This is a genomic window from Streptomyces sp. NPDC059785 (assembly GCF_042732375.1).
Classification (GTDB): domain Bacteria; phylum Actinomycetota; class Actinomycetes; order Streptomycetales; family Streptomycetaceae; genus Streptomyces.
The window spans coordinates 1-23,306 of record NZ_JBHWHV010000024.1; the positions used below are offsets into that span (position 1 = coordinate 1).

18 protein-coding genes and 3 pseudogenes are annotated in these 23,306 nt (G+C 72.4%); 6 read left to right on the forward strand and 15 right to left on the reverse strand.

Translation table 11 applies throughout. From position 1 onward, the window contains the following. Positions 1 to 50: 50 nt before the first annotated feature. The 3 genes from ACFV6E_RS19400 to ACFV6E_RS19410 form a co-directional block, all read right to left on the reverse strand. Positions 51 to 1,511 (reverse strand): aldehyde dehydrogenase family protein, encoded by a 1,461-nt coding sequence (locus ACFV6E_RS19400; protein WP_385177042.1) that lies wholly within the window; start codon positions 1,509 to 1,511, stop codon positions 51 to 53. A gap of 327 nt (positions 1,512 to 1,838) precedes the next feature. Continuing rightward, entirely contained in the window at positions 1,839 to 3,503 is a 1,665-nt protein-coding gene (locus ACFV6E_RS19405) for a PucR family transcriptional regulator (RefSeq protein ID WP_385177043.1), read from the reverse strand. A gap of 271 nt (positions 3,504 to 3,774) precedes the next feature. Further along, a complete protein-coding gene (locus tag ACFV6E_RS19410) occupies positions 3,775 to 5,898 on the reverse strand; it encodes an ATP-binding protein (protein WP_385177045.1) in 2,124 nt (707 codons plus the stop codon). A gap of 284 nt (positions 5,899 to 6,182) precedes the next feature. Here ACFV6E_RS19410 and gabT point away from each other — a divergent pair, with 284 nt between their 5' ends. Next, positions 6,183 to 7,517 carry a 4-aminobutyrate--2-oxoglutarate transaminase gene (gene gabT / locus ACFV6E_RS19415; RefSeq protein WP_385463003.1) on the forward strand — a complete coding sequence of 445 codons (1,335 nt, stop codon included), beginning with the start codon at positions 6,183 to 6,185 and terminating at the stop codon, positions 7,515 to 7,517. A gap of 436 nt (positions 7,518 to 7,953) precedes the next feature. After that, complete coding sequence (locus tag ACFV6E_RS19420; RefSeq protein WP_385463006.1) at positions 7,954 to 8,538, forward strand: phosphatase PAP2 family protein; 585 nt, start codon at positions 7,954 to 7,956, stop codon at positions 8,536 to 8,538. Here the strand turns inward: ACFV6E_RS19420 and ACFV6E_RS19425 are convergent. The 8 genes and pseudogenes from ACFV6E_RS19425 to ACFV6E_RS19460 all read right to left on the reverse strand — a co-directional run. Beyond that, positions 8,519 to 9,073 (reverse strand): annotated as a pseudogene (locus ACFV6E_RS19425) (chitinase); the annotation flags it as partial. The gene ACFV6E_RS19420 and the pseudogene ACFV6E_RS19425 overlap by 20 nt on opposite strands. A 361-nt stretch (positions 9,074 to 9,434) precedes the next feature. After that, positions 9,435 to 9,878 carry a hypothetical protein gene (locus ACFV6E_RS19430; protein ID WP_385463009.1) on the reverse strand — a complete coding sequence of 148 codons (444 nt, stop codon included), beginning with the start codon at positions 9,876 to 9,878 and terminating at the stop codon, positions 9,435 to 9,437. A gap of 82 nt (positions 9,879 to 9,960) precedes the next feature. After that, a complete protein-coding gene (locus ACFV6E_RS19435; RefSeq protein WP_385162651.1) occupies positions 9,961 to 11,379 on the reverse strand; it encodes an NAD(P)/FAD-dependent oxidoreductase in 1,419 nt (472 codons plus the stop codon). A 29-nt stretch (positions 11,380 to 11,408) separates the two neighbouring features. Further along, entirely contained in the window at positions 11,409 to 12,209 is an 801-nt protein-coding gene (locus tag ACFV6E_RS19440; protein ID WP_385162649.1) for an ABC transporter permease, read from the reverse strand. Between the two features lies 1 nt (position 12,210). After that, complete coding sequence (locus ACFV6E_RS19445; RefSeq protein ID WP_385162647.1) at positions 12,211 to 13,140, reverse strand: ABC transporter permease; 930 nt, start codon at positions 13,138 to 13,140, stop codon at positions 12,211 to 12,213. Next, entirely contained in the window at positions 13,137 to 14,300 is a 1,164-nt protein-coding gene (locus ACFV6E_RS19450) for an ABC transporter ATP-binding protein (protein ID WP_385162645.1), read from the reverse strand. The genes ACFV6E_RS19445 and ACFV6E_RS19450 overlap by 4 nt, the downstream gene beginning before the upstream one ends. A gap of 5 nt (positions 14,301 to 14,305) precedes the next feature. Then, on the reverse strand, positions 14,306 to 15,553 hold the full coding sequence (locus ACFV6E_RS19455; RefSeq protein WP_385162643.1) for a spermidine/putrescine ABC transporter substrate-binding protein: 1,248 nt from the start codon (positions 15,551 to 15,553) through the stop codon (positions 14,306 to 14,308). 148 nt (positions 15,554 to 15,701) lie between these two features. Further along, positions 15,702 to 17,225, reverse strand: coding sequence for a gamma-aminobutyraldehyde dehydrogenase (locus ACFV6E_RS19460; RefSeq protein WP_385162640.1), 1,524 nt, complete (start codon positions 17,223 to 17,225; stop codon positions 15,702 to 15,704). A gap of 217 nt (positions 17,226 to 17,442) precedes the next feature. Here ACFV6E_RS19460 and ACFV6E_RS19465 point away from each other — a divergent pair, with 217 nt between their 5' ends. Further along, on the forward strand, positions 17,443 to 18,030 hold the full coding sequence (locus ACFV6E_RS19465; protein ID WP_385162638.1) for an NADAR family protein: 588 nt from the start codon (positions 17,443 to 17,445) through the stop codon (positions 18,028 to 18,030). Between the two features lie 85 nt (positions 18,031 to 18,115). Here the strand turns inward: ACFV6E_RS19465 and ACFV6E_RS19470 are convergent, their stop codons facing one another. After that, entirely contained in the window at positions 18,116 to 18,559 is a 444-nt protein-coding gene (locus ACFV6E_RS19470) for a DUF4190 domain-containing protein (protein ID WP_385162636.1), read from the reverse strand. A 107-nt stretch (positions 18,560 to 18,666) separates the two neighbouring features. Further along, a complete protein-coding gene (locus ACFV6E_RS19475) occupies positions 18,667 to 19,632 on the reverse strand; it encodes a DUF4190 domain-containing protein (RefSeq protein ID WP_385162634.1) in 966 nt (321 codons plus the stop codon). Between the two features lie 29 nt (positions 19,633 to 19,661). Here ACFV6E_RS19475 and ACFV6E_RS19480 point away from each other — a divergent pair. Continuing rightward, positions 19,662 to 20,844, forward strand: a pseudogene (locus ACFV6E_RS19480) (adenosine deaminase). A gap of 59 nt (positions 20,845 to 20,903) precedes the next feature. Continuing rightward, complete coding sequence (locus tag ACFV6E_RS19485) at positions 20,904 to 21,587, forward strand: glycerophosphodiester phosphodiesterase (RefSeq protein WP_385463012.1); 684 nt, start codon at positions 20,904 to 20,906, stop codon at positions 21,585 to 21,587. Positions 21,588 to 21,597: 10 nt separating this feature from the next. Here ACFV6E_RS19485 and ACFV6E_RS19490 read toward each other — a convergent pair whose 3' ends face one another. Beyond that, entirely contained in the window at positions 21,598 to 22,245 is a 648-nt protein-coding gene (locus ACFV6E_RS19490; RefSeq protein ID WP_385162630.1) for an NADPH-dependent F420 reductase, read from the reverse strand. Between the two features lie 95 nt (positions 22,246 to 22,340). On the opposite strand from ACFV6E_RS19490, the gene ACFV6E_RS19495 reads away from it, so the two are divergent. Next, positions 22,341 to 22,736 carry a winged helix-turn-helix transcriptional regulator gene (locus ACFV6E_RS19495; protein ID WP_385162628.1) on the forward strand — a complete coding sequence of 132 codons (396 nt, stop codon included), beginning with the start codon at positions 22,341 to 22,343 and terminating at the stop codon, positions 22,734 to 22,736. On the opposite strand, the pseudogene ACFV6E_RS19500 reads toward ACFV6E_RS19495, so the two are convergent. Next, positions 22,733 to 22,951 (reverse strand): annotated as a pseudogene (locus tag ACFV6E_RS19500) (spermidine/putrescine ABC transporter substrate-binding protein); the annotation flags it as partial. The gene ACFV6E_RS19495 and the pseudogene ACFV6E_RS19500 overlap by 4 nt on opposite strands. Positions 22,952 to 23,306 lie beyond the last annotated feature (355 nt).

Sequence of the window (23,306 nt, forward strand, 5' to 3'; positions counted from 1 at the left end):
GCCGGAGCCCGCACAGCGGGCTCCGGCCGTCGCGGTGTTCTCAGGTGTGCTCAGAGGGCGAGGCCCGTGAGCACGAGAACGCGCTCGTAGGTGTAGTCCTCCATCGCGAACCGCACGCCCTCGCGGCCCACACCGGACTGCTTCGCCCCGCCGTACGGCATCTGGTCGGCGCGGTAGGACGGCACGTCGCCGATGACGACGCCGCCGACCTCCAGCGCGCGGTGGGCGCGGAAGGCGGCCTGGAGGTCGTGCGTGAACACGCCCGCCTGGAGGCCGTACTTGGAGTCGTTGACGGCGGCGAAGGCCGCGTCCTCGCCGTCCACGCGCTGCACACTGAGGACCGGGCCGAAGACCTCCTCGCAGGCCAGGGTGGTGTCCGCCGGCAGGTCGGTGAGCACGGTCGGCGCGTACGAGGCCCCGTCGCGCTTGCCGCCGGTACGCAGCACGGCCCCGGCGGCGACGGCCTCGTCCACCCAGGACTCGACGCGCTTGGCGGCGTCCTCGCTGACCAGCGGGCCGACGTCGGTCGCGGCGTCCGACGGGTCGCCGGTGACCTGGGCCTCGACGGCGGCGACGATCCTCGGCAGCAGCCGCTCGTACACCGCGGCGTCCGCGATCACCCGCTGCACCGAGATGCAGGACTGGCCGCCCTGGTAGTTGGAGAAGGTGGCGATCCGGGACGCGGCCAGGTCCAGGTCGGCGTCGCTCGCCCAGTCGCCGAGCACGACGGCCGCGCCGTTGCCGCCCAGCTCAAGGGTGCAGTGCTTGCGCGGCACCGAGTCCATGATCGCGTAACCGACCTGCTCGGAGCCGGTGAAGGAGATGACGGGCAGCCGCTCGTCCTGGACCAGGGCGGGCATCCGGTCGTTCGGGACCGGCAGGATGCTCCAGGAACCGGCCGGCAGCTCCGTCTCGGCGAGCAGGTCGCCGATGACCAGGCCGGACAGCGGGGTCGCGGGCGCCGGCTTGAGGATGATCGGCGCGCCGGCCGCGATCGCCGGGGCGATCTTGTGGGCGCACAGGTTGAGCGGGAAGTTGAAGGGCGCGATGCCGAGGACGACGCCCTTCGGGAAGCGGCGGGTGAGCGCGAGGCGCCCCTGCCCGCCCGCGTCCGTGTCGAGCCGCTGTGCCTCGCCGCCGTTGAACCGGCGGGCCTCCTCGGCGGCGAACCGGAAGACGGAGACCGCGCGGCCGACCTCGCCGCGCGCCCACTTCACCGGCTTGCCGTTCTCCGCGGAGATGAGCTGCGCGATCTCCTCGGTGCGCTCCACGAGCCGCTTGCTGACGTGGTCGAGCGCGGCGGCGCGCACGTGCGCCGGGGTCGCGGCGAACTCCTCGCGCACCGCGTACGCGGCGGCCACCGCCTCCTCGGTCTGCTCCTCGGTCGGCACGCCGACCGTGCCGACGAGCCGTCCGTCCCACGGCGAGGTGACGTCGAAGGTGGTCCCACCGGTGGCCCGGCGGCCGGCGAGCCAGAAGCCGTGGGCGGCTGCCGCAGTGTCCTGTGCCATGTACGAGTCCCGGCCCTTCCGAGGTGGAGATGTCCTTGGTTTACGGGTCAACGGTAGGGCCGGGGTGGCCAGGGGTCGCTTGTCCGCGTCGTAGCAGTCGGGGGCACGGATGCTCCGCTTTGGCAGGGAGGCGCGTCCGGGCGCTGAGGGTCGGCGAGGCGCGCGGACGCGGGCTCCTGGTCGAGCGGGAGGCGCGTCCGGGCGCCGGTCCGGTCAGGCGCGCGGGTGCCGGTCCGGTCAGGCGCGCGTTCGCGGGCTTGGGGCGGTGGGAAGGCGCGTCCGCGTGCCGCGGTCCGGTGAAGAGGGCGCGTCCGCCGGGGGCAGCGGCTACTCCCCCACCGTCGCCGTCGCCTTGAGGGCGAGCCACAGCTCCATGCGGACGTCCGGGTCGTCCAGGGAGCGCCCCAGGATCTCCTCGACCCGGCGCATCCGGTACCGCAGCGTGTGCCGGTGGACGCCCAGGTCCGCGGCGGCGGCGTCCCACTGGCCGTGCCGGGAGAGCCAGGCGCGCAGCGAGGCGACCAGGTCGCCGCGCCCGGTGGCGTCGTGCTCGTGCAGCGCCCGCAGCAGCCCGTCGGCGAAGGCGCGCACCGCGTCGTCCGCGAGCAGCGGCAGCACCGACCCGGCGGCCAGCTCCTCGTGCTCGACCAGAGCACGGCCCCGGCGCCTGGCCACCGACAGCGCCTGTTCGGCCTGCTTGTACGCGGCGCCCGCGGCGATCGGTCCCGCGGGTGCGGACAGGCCCACCACCAGTTCGTCCTCGTCGGCGGGCGGCCGCTGGCTGGCCGCCGCGCGGGCGGCCTCCAGGGCCGCCGCGTACTCCTGGACGGCGCCGACGGCGGCGCCCCCGTCCGCGGCGAGCACCACGAGCCGTTCCCCGTCGGGCACGAGCAGCACGGACTCCCCGGAGCGGGCGGCGGCCGACTCGACGACGTCCACGAGCCCGCCGAGCGGATCGCCGGCGCTCCGGGGCGCGGCGGCCGCGGGCGCCGGGGGCTGCGCGGTCACCCTGGCGTGCCCGTCGGCGTGCGCCCGCCCGGCCGACGCGGACGCGGACTCGGCGAGGACCAGCCGGAAGGGGGCGTCGAGCAGCCCGCCGTACAAGTCGCCGGCGACCGCGCGGGCGTGGTCGGGCTCCCCGGCGAGCAGCATCCGCAGCACGGCCGCGCCGATCCGCTGCTCGGCGGCGTGCAGCGACTCGGACCGCTCGGTGGTCAGGGTCAGCAGGGCGATCGCCGAGTGCACGGCGTACCGCTCGGCGGTGCCCAGGGCGGCGGCGGTGCCGACGGCGAGCGCGGCGCGCGGGCGCCGCCCGGTGCCAAGCGAGTGCAGCTCGATACGGTCCTCGCCGCCGGGGCCGCCCACCACGGAGCTGGCGGGCGCGGGCCGCTCGCGCAGCCGCTCCACGTCGGGGGTCAGCCGCGCGGCCCGGCGCCCGGCCCACTCGGGCGCGGTGGCGACGACGGAGCCCGAGGCGTCGTACAGCGCGGCCCAGCCGTCGACCTGTCCGGCGAGCGCGGCGAGCAGCCCTTCGGGCCCGCCGTTCAGGGCCTGTTTGGTCAGCTCGCGCTGGGCGGCGAAGCCCGCGGTCACGGCGCGGTACTGGTCGGCGGCGATGGCGGCCGAGACGGCCTTGCTGATGGCGAGGAACGGGGTGCGCCGCGGCACTTCGAGCAGCGGCAGGCCCTCCTTGGCCGCCGCCTCGACGAGCGCCTCGGGGACGTCGTCGTAGTTGACGCCGACCGCGAACCCGAGGCCCACGACGCCCGCCCCGGCCAGCCGCTTCACATAGCGCCGCATGGCCTCGGAGTCCTCGGCGTCCAGCTTGAGCGCGGTGATCAGCAGCAGCTCCCCGCCCTCCATGTACGGCACCGGGTCGGCGAGCTCGCTGACGTGGGCCCAGCGGACGGGTACGTCCAGGTGGTCTCCGCCCGCCCGCACGGTGAGCTTGAGTGCTGAGTGGTGGACGAGCGAGGCGAGCGTGGGAGGCATGGGACCTTCAGATCGTCACGGGTCTTTCGGCGGTCGGTCGGTCGGTCTGCGGCGGGCGGATCGGCGGCCGTGCGTCCCCGGGGCCCCGGGGCGCGTCCACAGCACGCCCGGACGGACGCCCGTGACGCCTGTGGATCTCCGACGGCGGCTGTGATCTTTTGGCCACCGCGTATGAACGGCTTATGCCGATTCTGCCTCACCGTACGGTCGGCCCGTGACCGCACGAGCCGGTGCCGCATCCTTCTCCGGTACCCGCCCTGCCCGGGAGAACTCAGCCCCGGAGGTCCACGAGCAGCGGCGGCGCGTGCTCGCCCTTCACGCTTGTGAGTGACAGCACCGCGTGACCCGGCGGCACCGCGTGCGCCAGCTCGGACGCCGACCACCGCTCCCGCTCGACCTGCCGCACGGTGACCGCCCGCGCGGTCGGCGCGTGGCCGGTGATCACCCGGCGCAGCATGTGCACGGCCTTGCCCGCCGGGGTCTCGGCGATGATCTGCCGGTCGGTGACGTCCCGCGTCTCGGTCCACTCCTTGCCCCAGACCTCCGCGAAGTCCTGGCCGTCCCAGGGCGTGAGGCCGGACAGCGCCACCCGGCAGCCGATCGCGCCGAGCAGCGGGCTGCGCAGCGGCCGGGGCACGTCGTCCAGCGTGCGCAGGGTCAGCACGGCGCCCGCGCCCGCCGACCGCAGCCGCTGGACGCCGCGCACTGCGGCCGGGGTGACCGTCGCGGTCGCGTCGTCGAGGATCAGACAGGCGAACAGGGAGCGGTCCTCGCGGACCGCGACGGCGGCCGTGAACTGCGCGAGCACCAGCCGCGCGAGGATCCGCGAGGCGTCGGCGTGGCCGCGCTCCGGCAGGTCGATACGGACCCGCACCGGGTGGTCGAGGGCGCGCAGCGTGAACGGCCGCGACTTCCCCGAGGTGTCGAAGAACGCCGCGAAGGCGGGCCGGTCGAGCAGCGCCACCCGGTCCGCCAGCACGGCGCTGACGTCTCCGGGACGGCCCGACTGCCGCTCGCGCGCGTCGAGTTCCCGCAGCAGCGACTCCTGCCCTGTCTCCTCCAGGGCCTGGCGCAGCTCGCCGAGCGCCCCGGGCGTGCCGTCGAGCAGCCGGCGCAGCTCGGGCACGGACGGGAAGCGGCCGTGGACGCCCCGGAAGGGCCCGAGGAGCTGGGCGAGGACGGTGGTGGAGCGCCGGCTGTCCGCGCCGGGCTGCGGATCGGAGAGGTCCCCGACCAGCGCCTCGGCGAGCACCGCGGCGGCCTCGTCGGGGTCGGTGGTGCCGCCGTACAGGTCGAGGTCGTAGACGGAGTCGGGGTGGCCGATGCGCACGACGACGTCGTAGGCGTCGGCCGGGCCGACCCCGGCGCCGGCCGCGCCCACCACCACGACGGCGGCCCGCCCGGCGAGCGCGTGCAGGCACAGCGACTCGGCGAGCGGCCGGACGACGGCGGTGGTCTTGCCGGAACCGGCCGGGCCGACGGCGAGCAGCGAGGTGGCGAGCAGCTCGGGCCCGAGGGCGAGCCCGGTGCCGCGGTAGGCGTACGGGTTGCGGGCGTCGTCGGCCGTGGTGCCGAGCCGTACCTGCCCGGTCACCAGGTCGTGCCGGGCGCTCCTGCCTGGCAGGTCCCGCTCCCCGGAGGGGTGCAGACAGGCGGCGGCGCCGTCCTTGAGCACCGCGCCGGTGAACGTGGCGAGGCTGTGCCGCCCGTTGCGTACGCCCTGCCAGGCGCGGGCGATCCGGGCGTGGTCGACGTCCCGCATCAGCCCGGTACGGGCCTCGGCGGCGAGCCGGTCGGCGGCGTCGGCCGCCCCGGCGGCCCGCAGGGCGGGCCATTCGGCGGGGTCCTCCTGGGGGGCGGGGGCCGGCTCACCGGCCGGCCGCTGCCGCAGCCGAGGGGCGCCGAAGCGGCGCCACACCTCGCCCCAGCGGCCCAGCCGCCCGACCCCGACCAGGATGGCGAGGGCGACCAGGAGGGTGTAGCCGTCGTAGAGGAAGGCCCGTACGACGGAGCTGTCGCTGTTCAGCCAGGCGTCGGGGGCGAGGAGCTGGAGCGGCAGGATCCACCAGCCGCCGAGGTAGCCGTTGTCCAGCAGGGACCAGATGAGCCAGCCCACCAGGAACGCGATCACCGCCCCGCTGAGCAGCTGCCGCGTGGGGATCTGCTCGGGCTCCTCCGCGGGCCGCGGCCGGTGGCCGAACCGCCACACCCCGGGCGCCGCCTCGGGGCGCGGGGTGCGGACCCAGGTGAGGAAGGCGGAGCCGTCCGGCAGCGGCGGCATTCCCGGTGCCTGGGCGGGCCGTGGCGGCGTCGCGGGCATCCGGGGCGGGCCCGCCGGGCGCGGCACGGGGTTCCGTTGCGTGCCCCGTGCGTCCTGCGTGCCGTCGCTGTCCATCGCCTGTGCCCCCTGACCTGCGCTCCGTGCCTCGTACGCGGGTCAATCTAGTGCCCCGGCGGGGGTAGTTCACCGTTTACGCGGCCGGATCCGCGCGGTCCCGGGTCCGGCGGGCCGCCGCCGTTCTATGTCCACGGCGGACAACGGCGTCCGCCGACACCGCCCACATGGAGCATGCCCACCCCCTCGGACCGGCCCTAGCCTGCGGAGAAGGAAGCGGGCACGACATCGTCCTCGCCTGCACCACCGTCCTTTCGTCACCGCATGACCAGCAGGGAGCCCCCATGACCGCACTTCCGCAGGAGCGCCGCGTCGTCACCGCCATCCCGGGCCCGAAGTCGCAGGAGCTTCAGGCCCGCCGCACCGCCGCGGTCGCGGCCGGTGTGGGCTCCGTGCTGCCGGTGTTCACCACGCGGGCCGGCGGCGGCATCATCGAGGACGTCGACGGCAACCGGCTCATCGACTTCGGCTCCGGCATCGCCGTGACCTCGGTCGGCGCCTCCGCCGAGGCCGTCGTGCGCCGCGCCTCCGCCCAGCTCCAGGACTTCACCCACACCTGTTTCATGGTCACGCCGTACGAGGGCTACGTCGCCGTCGCCGAGGCGCTGGCCGAGCTGACGCCGGGCGACCACGCCAAGAAGTCGGCCCTGTTCAACTCGGGCGCCGAGGCCGTGGAGAACGCCGTCAAGATCGCCCGCGCGTACACCAAGCGGCAGGCCGTCGTCGTCTTCGACCACGGCTACCACGGCCGGACCAACCTGACGATGGCGCTGACCGCCAAGAACATGCCGTACAAGCACGGCTTCGGGCCGTTCGCGCCCGAGGTGTACCGGGTCCCGGTGGCCTACGGCTACCGCTGGCCGACCGGCCCGGAGAACGCGGGCCCGGAGGCCGCCGCGCAGGCCATCGACGAGATCACCAAGCAGGTCGGCCCGGACAACGTGGCCGCGATCATCATCGAGCCGGTACTCGGCGAGGGCGGCTTCATCGAGCCCGCGAAGGGCTTCCTGCCGGCCATCAGCGAGTTCGCCGCCGACAACGGCATCGTCTTCGTCGCGGACGAGATCCAGTCCGGCTTCTGCCGCACCGGCCAGTGGTTCGCCTGCGAGGACGAGGGCATCGTGCCCGATCTGATCACCACGGCCAAGGGCATCGCGGGCGGACTGCCGCTGGCCGCCGTGACCGGCCGCGCCGAGATCATGGACGCCGCGCACTCCGGCGGCCTCGGCGGCACCTACGGCGGCAACCCGGTCGCCTGCGCGGGCGCGCTCGGCGCCATCGAGACCATGAAGGAGCTCGACCTCAACGCCAGGGCCAAGAAGATCGAGGCGGTCATGAAGGCCCGGCTCGGCGCCATGGCCGAGAAGTACGACGTCATCGGCGAGGTACGCGGCCGCGGTGCGATGATCGCCATCGAGCTGGTCAAGGACCGCGCCACCAAGGAGCCGGACCCGCAGGCCACCGCCGCGCTCGCCAAGGCCTGCCACCAGGAGGGCCTGCTGGTCCTGACCTGTGGCACTTACGGCAACGTCCTCCGCTTCCTGCCCCCGCTGGTGATCGGCGAGGACCTCCTCACCGAGGGCCTGGACATCATCGAGCAGGCCCTCGCCCGTATCTGACGCCACAGGCGTCGCAGCCCGGGAAACGAACCGGCCCCGCCACGGGATTCCGGTTCGCTTCCCGGGCGGGAGCGGCGGGAGCAGAGGGTGTGAAGAACGTGTGCGAGGTGGATGACGGGACGCGATTGCGTCTGTCGGAGCCGCAGTGGCTGTCGTAGGTTCTACCCAGATGAGAGATACACCCCGCCCACAGGGGACTGTGGGTGACACCGGGTCGGGGCCTCCCCAGCTTCGCCCTGGTCGTGCCCTCGCGCACACACCCGGAGCTTCCGGCTCCGGATCTCCTCACCGATCGGATGGCCGCTCGCCCCAAACCCCCCGGGGCGCGCGGCAAACCGATCAGGACGGCCGCCTCGGAACCACCCCCCCTGTTCCGGGGCGGCCGACCTTCCTCTCTCTCCTTCTTCTTCTCGGGCCGTCGGCCCTTTTCTTCGCGTTGATCACCTGGCAGGTCGTCGTCGGTGGTCCCCTGGCCCGTGCCGACGAACGTCTCAGTGACGCCGTCGTGCGTCCCGGACGGTTCGCGGAACTCCTGGCCGACCTCGGCGGTGTCGCGGTCGCCGTTCCCGTGCTCGTCGTGGCCCTCGGGTACGCGGGCCTGTGCGCCCGGTCGCGTGGACTGCCGCGGTGGTGGGCGGCGCCCGCCGCCGCGGCCGGGCTGATGGCCCTCCTGCCGGGGTTGATCGTCCCGCTCAAGGAAGTGGTCGCCCGCCCCGGCCCACCGGTGATGGGTCCGGGCACGGGCTTCTATCCCTCGGGGCACACGGCGACCGCCGTCGTCGCTTACGGGGCCGCGGTTGTGGTGCTGCTTCCCTGGTTCCGTACGGCGCTCGCTCGGCGCGTTCTGATCGGGTTCTGCGCGGTGCTCAATCTTGCGGTCGCTGCTGGGCTGGTGCGCCGGGGATATCACTTTCCGCTGGACGTGGTGGGTAGTTGGTGTCTGTGCCTGCCTCTGCTGGCGGGGCTTGCGGTGTTCCTCCGCCGGGTGACCTCTCGGGCGCTCAGCCGAAGTAGCCGCTGAAGGTCCGGGAGAACTCCCCGCCCGCGAACTGGTCCCAGTTGATCGACCACGTCATCAGACCGCGCAGGGCGGGCCACGTTCCGTGCGTCGCGTACGAGCCGCAGTCCGTCTTCTTCGTGAGGCAGTTCAGGGTCTTGGTGACCTCGGCCGGGGACACGTAGCCGTTGCCCGCGTTCACGGACGCCGGCATGCCGACGGCGATCTGGTCCGGGCGCAGCGGCGGGAAGACGTTGTTCGCGTCGCCCGCCACCGGGAAGCCGGTGAGCAGCATGTCCGTCATCGCGACGTGGAAGTCGGCGCCGCCCATCGAGTGGTACTGGTTGTCCAGGCCCATGATCGAGCCCGAGTTGTAGTCCTGGACGTGCAGCAGCGACAGGTCGTCGCGCAGGGCGTGGATGACGGGCAGGTAGGCGCCCGCGCGCGGGTCCTGGCCGCCCCACTTGCCGGTGCCGTAGTACTGGTAGCCGAGCTGCACGAAGAACGTCTCCGGGGCCATCGTCAGCACGAAGTCGTCGCCGTACTCGGCCTTGAGGGTCTACGGTCGGGTCCGGTACGGTCCACGGTTGCCTCCGGGCATGGGGGAGTTGGAGGGTGGAGCGCGCCCAATTTGGTCCAGACCAATTCGGTTGTCAAGACCTGTGTGCGGGGCCGTTGCGCTCCGCGCCCAACCAGGTGGGTGGGTCGGGGCCGTGCCGGTACATCCGCCCGTCGCTCCCGCGGTCACCCAAGGGGTTCGGATGATCGACTTGGTGTGCGACCACGTGATCGACGGGCATGTGATGTACCGGCACGGCCCCTTCCGCGCAATGGCGGGTGCGGGTCGTGGACGGTTCGGCGGCGACCCTTCCGGCCGTGGGCGGGTGCGGGCGTGGACCGTTCGGCCCCCTTCGGAGGTTTTACTCGTCCGCCAGGGTGGCCGCCGCCTCGTGCATCGACAGTTCCAGTAACGACGGATCGGTGAGGGTGCCGGAGCCGTCCGGGGGGATCAGCCAGCGGACTCCGCCGGACGTCCGGCCCGGGTACGGCACCACGATCCACGTGCCGCCGCCCGCCGCGCGTACCCCCGTGCCGAGCCAGCGGGCCGCGGTCCCGGCGGGTACGAAGTAGCCCAGCCTGGCGTCGCCGAAGCCGGCCAGTACGGGGCCCGGCCGGTCGATCACCCGGGTCAGTACGTCCAGCGTGCGGAAGCCCAGTTCGCCCGGCAGGATCAGCACGTCCCAGGCCCGGCCCGCGGGCAGCAGCACCACCCCCAGCGGGTTGCGCTCCCACTCCCACCGGCAGGCCTCGGGGTCCGGAGCCACCGCCGTCAGCCACTCGACCGCCGTCCTTGCCCCTGTCATGACAGGACCTCCCTCTCTCGTGTCGACCGTCCTGGGAGAGAGGGAGGTTTTGGGCTCGCATTACGCGGGTGGTCGCGGATTTTCAGCTGTCGAAGCCGAGGCCCAGTCTGTCCATCGTGCGCAGCCACAGGTTGCGGCGGCCGCCGTGGCTGTCCGCGCGTGCCAGTGACCACTTGGTCAGCGCGATGCCCGTCCAGGCGAAGGGCTCCGGAGGGAAGGGCAGCGGCTTCGTGCGGACCATCTCCAGTTCGGTGAGTTCCGTGGGCCTGCCTGTCAGCAGGTCCAGCATCACCTCCGCGCCGAACCGGGTCGCGCCCACCCCGAGGCCCGTGTAGCCCGCCGCGTAGGCGACCCGGCCCTGGTGCGCCGTGCCGAAGAAGGCCGAGAAGCGCGAGCAGGTGTCGATCGCGCCGCCCCACGCGTGGGTGAAGCGGACCCCTTCGAGCTGCGGGAAGCAGGCGAAGAAGTGCCCGGCCAGCCTCGCGTACGTCTCCGGGCGGTCGTCGTACTCGGCGCGCACCCGGCCGCCGTACGGGTACACGGCGTCGTAGCCGCCCCACAGGATCCGGTTGTCGGCGGAGAGCCGGAAGTAGTGGAACTGGTTGGCGCTGTCGCCCAGGCCCTGGCGGTTCTTCCAGCCGATCGACGCCAGTTGGCCGGTGGTCAGGGGTTCGGTCATCAGCGCGTAGTCGTAGACCGGGACCGTGTACGGGCGTACGCGTTTGATCAGGTTCGGGAAGACGTTGGTGCCGAGGGCTGCTTGGCGGGCGCGGACCGCGCCGTACGGGGTGCGTACGGACATGCCCGCGCCGTACCTGGTCAGGGTCAGGGCGGGGGTGTGCTCGTAGATGCGCACCCCGTGTTGCAGGCACGCCTGTTTGAGGCCCCAGGCCAGCTTGGCCGGGTTGAGCAGGGCTACGCCCCGGGGGTCGTGCAGGCCGCCGAGGAAGGTCGGGGAGTCGACCTGTTCGCGTACCGCTTCGGCGTCCAGGTACTCCATGCCGTCCGCCAGGCCCTTCTGCTGCAACTCCGCGTGCCAGTCGCGTAGTTCGGCCGCCTGATGGGGTTCTGTGGCTACGTCGATCTCGCCGGTGTGCTCGAAGTCGCAGTCGATGGAGTACAGGCCGATGGTCATTTCGATCTCGGCCAGGTTCCGGGCGCCCAGTTCCTCCAGTCTCCTGATCTCGCCGGGCCAGCGGGTCAGGCCGTTGGACAGGCCGTGGGTGAGGGACGCGGCGCAGAAGCCGCCGTTGCGGCCCGAGGCGGCCCAGCCCACCTCGCGGCCCTCCAGCAGCACCACGTCGCGCTTCGCGTCGCGCTGCTTGGCCTCCAGCGCGGTCCACAGTCCGCTGTAGCCGCCGCCGACGACGAGCAGGTCACAGCTCTCGGGGCCGGTCAGGGCCGGCTCGGGGCGGGGCCTGCCGGGGTCGTCCAGCCAGTACGGGACCGGCTGCGCGTCGGAAAGGGACGCGGTCCAGCGGTTCATGGCGCTCGGGGCCATGATTTCAACTCCCAACAGGGTCTGCGCCGCTATGACTTTCGGTGCTTTTTGCGGGTTCCTATGGCCATTCCGGCCAGGACGAAGAGCACGGCTGTCACGAACATGGCCGTACCTATGACGTTGATCTGTACGGGTGTGCCGCGCTGCGCCGAACCCCAGACGAACATGGGGAAGGTGACGGTCGAGCCCGCGTTGAAATTGGTGATGATGAAATCGTCGAAGGAGAGCGCGAAGGCCAGCAGTGCGCCCGCCGCTATTCCCGGGGCGGCGATCGGGAGAGTGACGCGGAGGAAGGTCTGGACGGGGCCCGCGTAGAGGTCCTGTGCGGCCTGTTCCAGGCGGGGGTCCATCGACATCACCCGGGCTTTCACAGCGGTGACGACGAAACTCAGGCAGAACATGATGTGGGCTATGAGGATGGTCCAGAAGCCAAGTTGGGCGCCCATGTTGAGGAAGAGGGTGAGCAGGGAGGCAGCCATGACCACCTCGGGCATCGCCATCGGTAGGAAGATGAGGGAATTTACCGCACCCCGGGCTCGGAAACGGTATCTGACCAGGGCGAACGCGATCATCGTGCCCAGCGCGGTGGCCCCTAGCGTCGCCCAGAAGGCGATCTGGAGGCTGAGCGAGAGCGAGCCGCACATGTCGGCCACGCCGCACGGATCGCGCCAGGCGTCCAGGGAGAAGTTCTGCCACTCGTAATTGAATCGGCCCTTCGGATTGTTGAAGGAGAAGACGGTTACGACGATGTTCGGCAGGAGCAGGTAGCCGAGGGTCAGTAGTCCTGCTGCGACTACCAGGTGGCGCTTCAGCCGGTGCACGAAGGCCATGTCAGACCAAGTCCTCCGTCCCTGATCGGCGGATGTAGAAGGTGACCATCAAGAGGATCGCGGCCATCAGGATGAAGGAGAGGGCCGCGGCCGTCGGGTAGTCGAGAATGCGCAGGAACTGGGTTTGGATGACGTTCCCTACCATCCGGGTGTCCGTGGAGCCGAGCAGGTCGGCGTTCACGTAATCGCCGCTGGCCGGGATGAAGGTCAGCAGTGTTCCGGAGACCACGCCCGGCATCGACAGCGGGAATGTCACTTTGCGGAAGGTGGTGAAGGGCGCGGCGTACAGGTCGCCCGCCGCTTCGTGCAGGCGTCCGTCGATCCGTTCCAGGGAGGTGTAGAGCGGAAGGATCATGAACGGCAGGAAGTTGTACGTCAGGCCGCAGACCACCGCGAGCGGGGTGGCGAGGACCCGGTCGCCCGAGGTGATGCCCAGCCGGCTCGTGACGTCCAGGACGTGCAGTGAGCCGAGGGCGCCGACGACCGGGCCGCCGTCCGCGAGGATCGTCTTCCAGGCGAGCGTACGGATCAGGAAGCTGGTGAAGAACGGCGCGATGACCAGGATCAGTACGACGTTGCGCCAGCGGCCCGCGCGGAAGGCGATCAGATATGCCAGCGGATAGCCGAGCAGCAGGCACAGGCCGGTCGCCGCGGCGGCGTAGAGCACCGAGCGCAGGAACTGCGGCCAGTAGTCGGCCAGCGCGTCCCAGTACGTCGCGAAGTGCCAGGTGACCTTGAAGCCCTCCTCCAGGGAACCCGTCTGCACGGACGTGGACGCCTGGTAGACCATCGGCAGCGCGAAGAACACGACGAGCCAGAGGATGCCGGGCAGCAGCAGCCAGTACGGGGTGAGGCGGCCGCGCCTGCGCGGCGGGCGCCGCTCGGGGGCAGGATCCGGCGGCAGAGGCGGTGCCTCCGTGACGGTCGTCATCGGGCTGCCTCCTCCTCGGCGGACTCGACCGTTTCCACGCCCGCGTCGATGTCCTGCGCGGCGTCGAGGCCGAAGGTGTGCGCGGGGCTCCAGTGCAGGACGACCTCGGCGCCGGGGACGAGCCGGGGATCGCGGTCGATGTTCTGCGCGTACACCTCGAACTCGGGGCAGACGGCGCTGTCGACGACGTACTGCGTGGAGACGCCGATGAAACTGGAGTCGGCGATCCGGCCGGTGATGCGGTTGCGGCCGGCCGGGATCTCCCCCGCGTCGTCGGCGTGCGTGAGGGTGACCTTCTCGGGGCGGACCCCGGCCAGGATCTTGCCGCCGGTCGTCGTGGGGGCCGGACATCGCGCCGCGGGCAGGATGAGCTTGCCGCCGCCCGCCCTGAGCACGACGTCGCCGCCGCTGGTGGAGTCGACCTCGGCCTCGATGAAGTTGGAGATGCCGAGGAAGTTCGCGACGAACGTCGTGCGCGGGTTCTCGTAGAGGTCGGCGGGCGAGCCGAGCTGCTCGACGCGGCCCGCGTTCATCACGGCGACCGTGTCGGCCATCGTCATGGCCTCCTCCTGGTCGTGCGTGACGTGCACGAAGGTGATGCCGACCTCGGTCTGGATGCGCTTGAGTTCCAGCTGCATCTGGCGGCGCAGCTTGAGGTCGAGGGCGCCGAGCGGCTCGTCCAGCAGGAGCACCTTGGGGTGGTTGATCAGCGCGCGGGCGACCGCGACGCGCTGCTGCTGGCCGCCGGAGAGCTGGTGCGGCTTCTTGCGGGCCTGCTCACCGAGCTGTACGAGGTCGAGCATCTCGCCGACCTGCTTCTTCACCGACTTGATGCCGCGCCGCCGCAGCCCGAAGGCGACGTTCTCGAAGATGTCGAGGTGCGGGAAGAGCGCGTACGACTGGAAGACCGTGTTCACCGGCCGCTTGTACGGGGGCAGGTGCGTCACGTCCTGCTCCCCCAGGGACACCGTCCCCGAGGTGGGCTCCTCCAGGCCCGCGATCATCCGCAGGGTGGTGGTCTTGCCGCAGCCCGAGGCGCCGAGGAGCGCGAAGAACGAGCCCTCGGGCACGGTCAGATCGAGCGGGTGCACGGCGGTGAAGGAGCCGTAGGTCTTGCCGATGCCGGTGAGGCGGACGTCGCCGCTGCTGTCTGTCGTCATGATCGTCACGCCCCTGTGAGCTTCGCGAACTTCTCTTCGTAGGCCGTCTCTTCCACTTGCGTCAGTGAGCGGAAGGCGTGCGACTTCGCGGCCATGGCCTGGTCGGGAATGATCAGTGGGTTCTCCGCCGCGGCCTTGTCGATCTTCGCCAGTTCCGCCTTCACCCCGTCGACGGGACACACGTAGTTGATGTAGGCGGCGAGCTCGGCGGCCGGCTCCGGCTCGTAGTAGTAGTCGATCAGCCGCTCGGCGTTGGTCTTGTGCCGTGCCCTGTTGGGGATCAGCAGGTTGTCCGTGGACGTCAGATAGCCGCTGTCGGGGATCAGGAAGTCGACGTCCGGGCTGTCCGCCTTGAGCTGGACGACGTCACCGGCCCAGGCGAGACAGGCCGCCAGGTCACCCTTGGTCAGGTCGGAGGTGTAGTCGTTGCCGGTGAAGCGGCGTATCTGGCCCTGGTCGACGGCCCTTTGGAGGCGGGCGATCGCCGCGTCGAAGTCGTCGTCGGTGAAGTCGGCCGGGTCCTTGCCCTGGTCCAGCAGCGTCATCCCCACGGTGTCGCGCATCTCCGACAGGAAGCCGACGCGCCCCTTGAGCTTCGCGTTGTCGAGCAGGTCGGAGACCGACTTCACCTCGACTCCGTCGAGCGCCTTCCTGTTGTAGGCGATGACCGTCGAAATGCCCTGCCAGGGGTAGGAGTAGGCGCGTCCGGGGTCCCAGTCGGGGCTGCGGAACTGGGCCGACAGGTTCGCGTACGCGTGCGGCAGGTTGGCCGGGTCCAGCTTCTGCACCCAGCCGAGCCGGATCAGCCGGGCGGCCAGCCAGTCGGTGACCACGATGAGGTCGCGCCCGGTGTCCTGGCCCGCCGCGAGCTGCGGCTTGATCTTGCCGAAGAACTCGACGTTGTCGTTGATGTCCTCGGTGTACTCGACCTGGATGCCGGTGCGCTTGGTGAACGCGTCGAGCGTGGGATGGTGCCGCTCGCTGTCGTCGACGTCCATGTACTCGGTCCAGTTGGAGAAGTCGACCGTCTTCTCCTCGGCCGAGCGGTCGTCGGCGGAGACGCCGCCTTGCGTCCGGCCGGCCGCCGGGATGCCGCAGCCGCTCAGCGCCCCGAGGCCGCCCACGGCGAGCGCGCCGCCCGCGGAGGCGCGCAGCAGGGAGCGCCGGGTGAGCGCTCCCCTGCCACCAGTGGGACTGCGCCGCGCGGCGGCCGTCCGGGCCGGGGAGGGGCGGTCGGGCTGATACTGCTCCATGCGCGTGGTGCCCTTTCCGTCAGTGTCGTCGCGGCCGTGGTCGCGGCCTGATTGCCACCCGGCGGTGCGGGTGAGCCCCGTGGAACCCGTACGGGGACCCCGTACGAGGACTCCGTGGGGCCCGTACAGGGAGTCCGCGTACGGGCCCTTACCGCCGGTCCCCGAAGACCGTCCGGTGCCAGTCCTTCGCGGCGACCGCGGTGTTGTCGAACATGACGTGCTTGACCTGGGTGTACTCCTCGAAGGAGTACGCGGACATGTCCTTGCCGAAGCCGGACGCCTTGTATCCCCCGTGCGGCATCTCGCTGATGATCGGGATGTGGTCGTTGACCCACACGCAGCCCGCCTTGATCTCGCGGGTGGCGCGGTTCGCCCGGTAGACGTCGCGGGTCCAGGCGGAGGCGGCGAGCCCGTAGGGGGTGTCGTTGGCCAGCCGGATGCCCTCGTCGTCGCTGTCGAAGGGCAGCACGACCAGGACGGGTCCGAAGATCTCGGACCGCACGATCTCGCTGTCCTGGGCGGCGTCCGCGACGAGCGTCGGACGGTAGTACGCGCCGCCCTCCAACTCCGCCGGGATCTCGCCGCCGGTGACCACGCGCGCGTAGGCGCGCGCCCGGTCGACGAAACCGGCGACGCGGTCGCGCTGGGCGAGCGAGATCAGCGGGCCGAGGTCGGTGTCGGGTGCGAAGGGGTCGCCGACGCGGACGCTCTCCATCAGCTCCGCGGTGCGCGCGACGAACTCCTCGTAGCGGGGCCGCTGCACGTACGCGCGCGTGGCGGCCGTGCAGTCCTGCCCTGTGTTGATCAGCGCGCCCGCGACCGCGCCGTGCACGGCGGCCTGAAGGTCCGCGTCGTCGAAGACCACGAAGGGCGCCTTGCCGCCCAGTTCCAGGTGGAGCCGTTTGACGGTGGCGGTGGCGATCTCGGCGACCCGCCTGCCGACCGCCGTGGACCCGGTGAAGGAGGTCATCGCGACGTCCGGGTGGCCGACGAGGTGCTCGCCCGCGTCCCGGCCCGCGCCGGTGACGATGTTGACGACACCCGCCGGGATGCCCGCCTCCGTGGCGGCCCCGGCGAACAGCAGCGCGGTGAACGGGGTCAGTTCGCTCGGCTTCAGCACGATCGTGTTCCCGGCGGCGATCGCCGGAAGCACCTTCCAGGCGGCCATCTGGAGCGGGTAGTTCCAGGGCGCGATGGAGCCGACGACCCCGATGGGCTCACGGCGCACGTAGGAGGTGTGGTCGCCGGAGTACTCGCCCGCGGACTGGCCCTGGAGGTGCCGGGCGGCGCCCGCGAAGAAGGCGGTGTTGTCGACGGTCCCCGGGACGTCGAACTCCCGGGTCAGCTTCAGCGGCTTGCCGCACTGGAGCGACTCGGCCTGCGCGAACTCCTCCGCGCGTTCGGCGAGTACGGCGGCGAAGCGGTGCAGCGCGTCCGAGCGCTCGCCCGGGGTGGCGCCCGCCCAGCCGGGGAACGCCTCGCGCGCGGCGGCGACGGCCGCGTCCACGTCGTCGGTGCCGGCCAGTTCGTACCGGTGGACCTCCTCGCCCGTGGCCGGATCGACGACCGCGTGCGTACGGCCCGAGGTGCCCTCGGCCGGCCGGCCCGCGATGTACTGCGCACCGTCCGCGAAACGGTCCCGCGCCTGGAAGCGATGGCCCGGATTGTGCATGTCGCTCTCCTCCGCCGCCCTCCCCGTCCCACGGGGGTCGGCGTAGCTCCAGCTCGATTTGAGTGCCGATCCTGACAGAGGGGAGTGACCTCAACAAGTGATTCCGTTGTTGCCATTTGGTTACGCGACGGAATCTGTCGACCGGGGTGGACCAGGTGTCGAGTCGGCCCGGAAAAAGCGGGACGGAGTGTCAGTGGCGCCTGCGAGACTCGGCCGCATGGGGAAGATCGATACGTGGGAAGCCCTGGTCGACGCCGTCCGCTCGGGCGAGGGGGACGAGGAGAACCCCGGGGAGCGGATCAAGTATCTGTACTTCTGGGGGCACCGGCCGCGCCCTGACGGCCGGATCGGGGCGAGCTGTCTCAGCCAGTGGTGGCCCTCCCCGTTCACCGTCGACGGCGTGACCTACGCGACGGCCGAGCACTGGATGATGGCGGGCAAGGCGCGGCTGTTCGGCGACGCGGAGGCGGAGCGGCGCGCGCTCGACGCGGCGAATCCGGCGCTCGCGAAGAAGGCGGGGCGGCTGGTCCGCGGTTTCGACGACACCGTCTGGGAGCGCGAGCGGTACGGGATCGTGGTCGAGGGCAGCGTCCACAAGTTCGCCGCCCACGCCGAGCTGCGCGGGTTCCTGCTGAACACGGGCGACCGGGTGCTCGTCGAGGCCAGCCCGGTGGACCGGATATGGGGCATCGGCCTCGCCGCGGACGACGAGCGGGCGACGGATCCGCAGCGCTGGCGGGGCCCGAACCTGCTGGGCTTCGCCCTGATGACGGCACGGGAGCGGTTGCGGGGCACGGACTCGTGAGGCGGGAGGGCGCTCCCGCAGGCCGGGAGCGCCCTCTCGTGGTCCGGTCCTGGACCTGCTCAGGCCGCGTTCACGAGGCTCGTGCTCAGGAGGCGCCCATGAGGCTTGCGAAGAGCAGTACGCCCAGCAGCGGCAGCAGGACCGTGGCGACGATCCCGCAGACGAGTCCGGCGGTCGCCGCACCCTTGTTGGTGGCCTCGCCACGGTTGGCCTTCGCCCGGCCGATGGCGCCGAAGATGATCCCGAGGATCCCCAGGATGACCCCGAAGAACCACAGGAAGAACGTCAGGCTGCACACCACGCCGATGATGCCGAGCACCAGCCCCGTGGTCCCCATGCCGTTGCTCGGCTGCATGGGCATCCCGTAGCCCGGCGTCTGCGGGTACGGCGCCGCGGGCGCGGCGGGATAGGACGGCCCGGACTGCGGATAGCCGTAACCCGGGGCGGACTGCTGCGGATAGCCGTAGCCGGGTGCCGGCGGCTGCTGCGGCGGCCCGAATCCCCCGGGCCCGACATTGGAGTCGGACATGAACTGATCTCCCCTCGTTGACCGTCAAGCATCGTAATGGGCCAGGTCACCTCGGGAAGGCCCGTTGACCGGGTCTGCACAGGACCGGCGCCCGCGCCGCGCGACCGTCAGCCCCGCGGGGACGCGGGAGCCTCGTGGGCCCCGGAGGACTCGGGGGAGATGGGGAACGCGGGTGCGGAGACGCCGAGGGCGTCGCCGACGTAGGGATCGCTGTCGTAGTCGTCGTAGTCGCTGATCGCGGCCCCGATGCCGATGCCCAGCAGGACGAGCACCGCGATGCCCAGGACGATGCCGATGATGCCCATGATGAAACCGGCCTGGGCCTGCCCGTGGTTGTCGGCCTCGCCGCGCTCGACCCGCTTGCGCCCCTTGACGCCGAAGACCACCGCGAGGATGCCGAGCACCAGCGAGACCACGCCGTAGAGGCAGAAGAGGCAGATCGAGAGGATGCCGAGCACCATGGCGGCGACCCCGAACCCGTTCTGCGGGCTCATCGGCATGCCGGGCCAGCCGTATCCCTGCGGGCCGGGATAGCCCGGGTAACCGGACTGACCGGGGTAACCGGGATAGCCGGGCTGACCGGGGTAACCGGCCTGACCGGGATAGCCCGGCTGGCCGGGATAGCCGTAGCCGCCGGGATCTCCCGGGTAGGCGGCCGCGGGGTCGGCCGGCGCGGCCGGCGGCGGCGGTACGGCGGACGGGCCGCCGCCCATGGGCGGCGCGAACCCGGCGGGCGCGTGCGGCGGCACGGAACCGGGCGGCACGGAACCGGGCGGTGCGAAGCCCGGCGGCACGGAGCCGTCCGCGGCCGGCATCGCGGCCATGGTCGGCTGGTCGTGGACGGACGGCGGCCGGTCCTGCACCGGGGGCCGCCCCGCGTTCACGTCCGGTCCGGGCGGCTGCCACGCGGCACCGCCCGCGGCCGGCGGCTGCGCGGGCGGCGTCGCCCCGCCCTTGCCCAGCGGCACCGGCTGCCCCGACGCCCGCCCGTCGTACGACTCCTTGTGCTCGGGCGGTGCCCACGGGTCCCCGCCCGTCCCGGCATCCCCTCGCGGGCGCGCATCGTCCGTCACGTTCAGCCCCCTCGTTTCCTCGGCCCGCCATGCTACGGGCACGCACCGGCCACGGTGTCGGCCGGTCCGCATACGATGATCCCCGAGTCATCGATCAGCCGATCACCCGCGTCCCGCCGACGCCGACCACAGCGGCACGGGGCGCCGTTCCGGGGAGGAACCTTGACCACCCACCACGCAACCCGCGACCTGCACGCCTTCATCGCCGGACTGCCCAAGGCCGAACTGCACGTGCACCACGTGGGCTCCGCCTCCCCCCGGATCGTCTCGACGCTGGCCGCCCGCCACCCGGACTCCAAGGTGCCGACCGACCCCGAGGCGCTCGCCGACTACTTCACGTTCACGGACTTCGCCCACTTCATCCAGGTGTACCTGTCGGTGGTCGATCTGATCCGCACCCCGGAGGACGTCCGGCTGCTCACCTACGAGATCGCCCGGGACATGGCCCGCCAGCAGGTGCGGTACGCCGAGCTGACCATCACCCCGATCTCCTCCACCCGGCGCGGTATCGACGAACTCGGCTTCATGGCGGCCATCGAGGACGCCCGCAAGGCGGCGGAGGCCGAGCTCGGCGTCGTGCTGCGCTGGTGCTTCGACATCCCCGGCGAGCTGGGGGTCCCCGGCGGCGAGGAGACGGCCCGGCTCGCCACCGACGACCGCGTACGGCCGGAGGGGCTGGTCTCCTTCGGCCTCGGCGGGGCCGAGATCGGCATCCCGCGCGGGCAGTTCAAGCCCCACTTCGACCGGGCCATCGCGGCCGGACTGCACTCGGTGCCGCACGCCGGTGAGACGACGGGCCCCGCGACCGTGTGGGACGCGCTGCGCGAACTGCGCGCCGAGCGCATCGGGCACGGCACCAGCTCCGCGCAGGACCCGGAACTGCTCGCCCACCTCGCCGAGCACCGCATCGCTTTGGAGGTCTGCCCCACCTCCAACATCGCCACCCGCGCGGTCCGCACGCTCGACGAGCACCCGATCAGGCAGATGGTGGACGCGGGCGTCCTGGTCACCATCAACTCCGACGACCCGCCGATGTTCGGCACGGACCTCAACAACGAGTACGCGGTCGCCGCCCGGCTGCTCGACCTGGACGAGCGGGGCCTGGCCGCCCTCGCCAAGAACGCCGTCGAGGCGTCCTTCCTCGACGCGCCCGGCAAGGCACGGATCGCCGAGGAGATCGACACGTACACGGCGGCCTGGCTCGCCCCCTGAGTGCCGGTGTCCGAACCCCGGCCGGGCGGGCGGTGATCGTCGCCCCGCACAATGGGCGCATGCGCACCGTGACTGCCGTGGCCCATCGCGGCGACCCCTACCGTGTCCGCGAGAACACGATCGACTCGCTGCGTTCCGCGCTCCGGCAGGGCGCGGACGCCGTCGAGATCGACGTCCGGCTGACCCGGGACGGCGTCCCCGTACTGCTGCACGACGCCACGCTGAAACGGCTGTGGGAGCAGGACCGGCCGCTGCGCTCGCTCTCCTCGGACGAGGTGCGCGGGCTCACGGCCGGCGGGGTGCCGGACCTGGTGCGGGCACTGGCGGCGACCGACGGCAGCCGCGTCATGATCGACCTGCCGGGTGCGGACGCCGCGGCCGTGCGCCGGGTGGTCGGTGTGGTCCGCGAGTACGGGGCCGAGGAGCGGGTGTACTACTGCGCGGGCGCGGCGACGATGCTGGCCGTGCGCGCGGCCGACCCCGCCGCGGAGATCGCGCTGACCTGGACGACGCTGGCACCGCCGCGGCCCGCGCTGCTCGACGCGGTGCGCCCGCGCTGGCTCAACTACCGCTTCGGCCTGGTCGACCGCGAGCTGGCCGCCCGGGTGCACCGCGGCGGACACCTGCTGTCGGTGTGGACGCCCGACACCCGCCGCTCGATGCGCCGTCTGCTGGACGCGGGCGTCGACTCCATCACCACCAACCGCGTCGACACGTTGTGTGCGTTGCGCGGGGACTACTGACGCGCTCCGGTCACCCCGTCCGGGGGCCGGAGAACTCCAGTGGCGGCGCGATCGCCTGGGCGTCCGCGCCCTCGCCCACCCAGAGCCCGATCAGCAGCGCGGCCGTCGCCTCCAGCAGCTCCGCCCGCTCCAGACCGCCCGCGTCCAGCGGCTCGCAGCCCAGGTCGCGGACGAGCCGCCGGACGACGGACAGGGCGTGCTCGTCGTCCCCGCACAGCGGCACGGCCAGCGGACGCCCGGCGAAGACGGGTGGGTCCAGCCGCCAGACGTCCTCGTGGCAGAGGTTGAAACCCTTGACCACCCGGGCCCCCGGCGCGGCGTCCGCCACCCGCCGCGCCGCCCCGGGACCGCCCGCGGTGAGCAGCCGGAACCCCGGCCCGACCGGGTTGGTGCAGTCGATCAACGTACGCCCGCGCAGCGGCACTTCCAACGCGCCGACGACCTCGGCCGCGACCCCGTACGGCAGCGCGAGCAGTACCGCGTCGGTGCCGTGCTCCGCCGCCGCCCGCAGCTCGCCCGAGCGGCCCCCGAGGCGCGCGGCGAGAGCGGCGGCCCGTGCCGCGTCCCGGCCGCCGACGCACACGTCGTGCCCCGCCCGCGCCCACCGCGTGCCCAGCGCGTCCGCCATCCCGCCCGTACCGAGAATCCCGATCCGCATCGGCCCGTGCCCCTTTCGCCCTGCCGTCCTCTGCCGTCCCGCGGCCCCCTGGCTTCGGGGTCCTGCCGTCGACCGTAAGAGGGGGCTCGGGCACCATGTGGTGCGTGACCACCGCCCCCGTGCCCGGCCACGGACCCGTCTTCCTCGCCGACTGCCGGGCCCGGCTCGCGTTCGACCTGCTCGCCAACACCTGGAATTGCGTGGTGCTGTGGGCCCTGCGGGACGGCCCGCGACGGCCGGGGGAACTGCGTACGCACATCGGCGGCATCAGCCAGAAGGTGCTGACCGAGACGCTGCGGCGGCTGGAGTTCAACGGGCTCGTGACCCGGCGCGCGTACGGCGGGTCACCGCCCCGGGTGGAGTACGCGCTCACCGCACTCGGCCGGACGCTGCTCGCCCCTGTCGGCGCCTTCGGCGCGTGGGCCTTCGAGCACGGCGACGAGGTGATGGCCGCCCAGGAACGGTACGAACACGACGGCGGCGGCGGTTAGAGCCCCACGATCGCGTTCCACCGCTTCGCGAACTCCGTGCGTTCGGCGGAGGTGATGTCCCGGGCGATGGCCAGCCGCTCGCGCATGGCGCGGTCGGGGAAGATCAGCCGATCCTCGGCGAGGGCCGCGATGTCCTTGTCCTTGTCGGACGCGAGCACGTCCTGTGCAGCCGGGACCGGGCAGACGTAGTTGACCCAGGCGGCCGGCGCGGCGGCGCCAGTTCGCCCAGGTCAGCCGCTTGTCCTTGGCCGAGAGGTCGGCGGCGGCCCGGTCGCCGGGGGCCACGTAGGCGGCGGGCACCCCGCAGCCGGCGAGCGCACCGAGCGCGGCACCGCCGCCGACGGCCCGGAGCAGGGACCGGCGGGACAGGGACCGACGGGACAGGGAGGCGGACCTACGGGATACGGACCGGCGGGACAGGGCGACGGACCGGCGGGGCACGGGCGGGGGCTTCCTCGTCACAGGCACCGGCTCAGCATGTCGCCGCGGCCATCGCCCGGACAATGGACGCTGCGTCGAGCGGTGGGGCGCCGACCCGACACCCTGTCGATCACCGCACGGATCGCACGG

Bases quoted from the DNA above. Each gene is read 5' to 3' on its own strand.
- ACFV6E_RS19435 (WP_385162651.1), bottom strand. From the start codon at position 11,379: ATGGCCCCGAGCGCCATGAACCGCTGGACCGCGTCCCTTTCCGACGCG.
- ACFV6E_RS19490 (WP_385162630.1), bottom strand. From the start codon at position 22,245: ATGCGGATCGGGATTCTCGGTACGGGCGGGATGGCGGACGCGCTGGGC.
- gabT (WP_385463003.1), top strand. From the start codon at position 6,183: ATGACCGCACTTCCGCAGGAGCGCCGCGTCGTCACCGCCATCCCGGGC.
- ACFV6E_RS19455 (WP_385162643.1), bottom strand. From the start codon at position 15,553: ATGGAGCAGTATCAGCCCGACCGCCCCTCCCCGGCCCGGACGGCCGCC.
- ACFV6E_RS19405 (WP_385177043.1), bottom strand. From the start codon at position 3,503: ATGCCTCCCACGCTCGCCTCGCTCGTCCACCACTCAGCACTCAAGCTC.
- ACFV6E_RS19440 (WP_385162649.1), bottom strand. From the start codon at position 12,209: ATGGCCTTCGTGCACCGGCTGAAGCGCCACCTGGTAGTCGCAGCAGGA.
- ACFV6E_RS19495 (WP_385162628.1), top strand. From the start codon at position 22,341: ATGTGGTGCGTGACCACCGCCCCCGTGCCCGGCCACGGACCCGTCTTC.
- ACFV6E_RS19410 (WP_385177045.1), bottom strand. From the start codon at position 5,898: ATGGACAGCGACGGCACGCAGGACGCACGGGGCACGCAACGGAACCCC.
- ACFV6E_RS19465 (WP_385162638.1), top strand. From the start codon at position 17,443: ATGGGGAAGATCGATACGTGGGAAGCCCTGGTCGACGCCGTCCGCTCG.
- ACFV6E_RS19470 (WP_385162636.1), bottom strand. From the start codon at position 18,559: ATGTCCGACTCCAATGTCGGGCCCGGGGGATTCGGGCCGCCGCAGCAG.
- ACFV6E_RS19450 (WP_385162645.1), bottom strand. From the start codon at position 14,300: ATGACGACAGACAGCAGCGGCGACGTCCGCCTCACCGGCATCGGCAAG.
- ACFV6E_RS19445 (WP_385162647.1), bottom strand. From the start codon at position 13,140: ATGACGACCGTCACGGAGGCACCGCCTCTGCCGCCGGATCCTGCCCCC.
- ACFV6E_RS19430 (WP_385463009.1), bottom strand. From the start codon at position 9,878: ATGACAGGGGCAAGGACGGCGGTCGAGTGGCTGACGGCGGTGGCTCCG.
- ACFV6E_RS19460 (WP_385162640.1), bottom strand. From the start codon at position 17,225: ATGCACAATCCGGGCCATCGCTTCCAGGCGCGGGACCGTTTCGCGGAC.
- ACFV6E_RS19400 (WP_385177042.1), bottom strand. From the start codon at position 1,511: ATGGCACAGGACACTGCGGCAGCCGCCCACGGCTTCTGGCTCGCCGGC.
- ACFV6E_RS19485 (WP_385463012.1), top strand. From the start codon at position 20,904: ATGCGCACCGTGACTGCCGTGGCCCATCGCGGCGACCCCTACCGTGTC.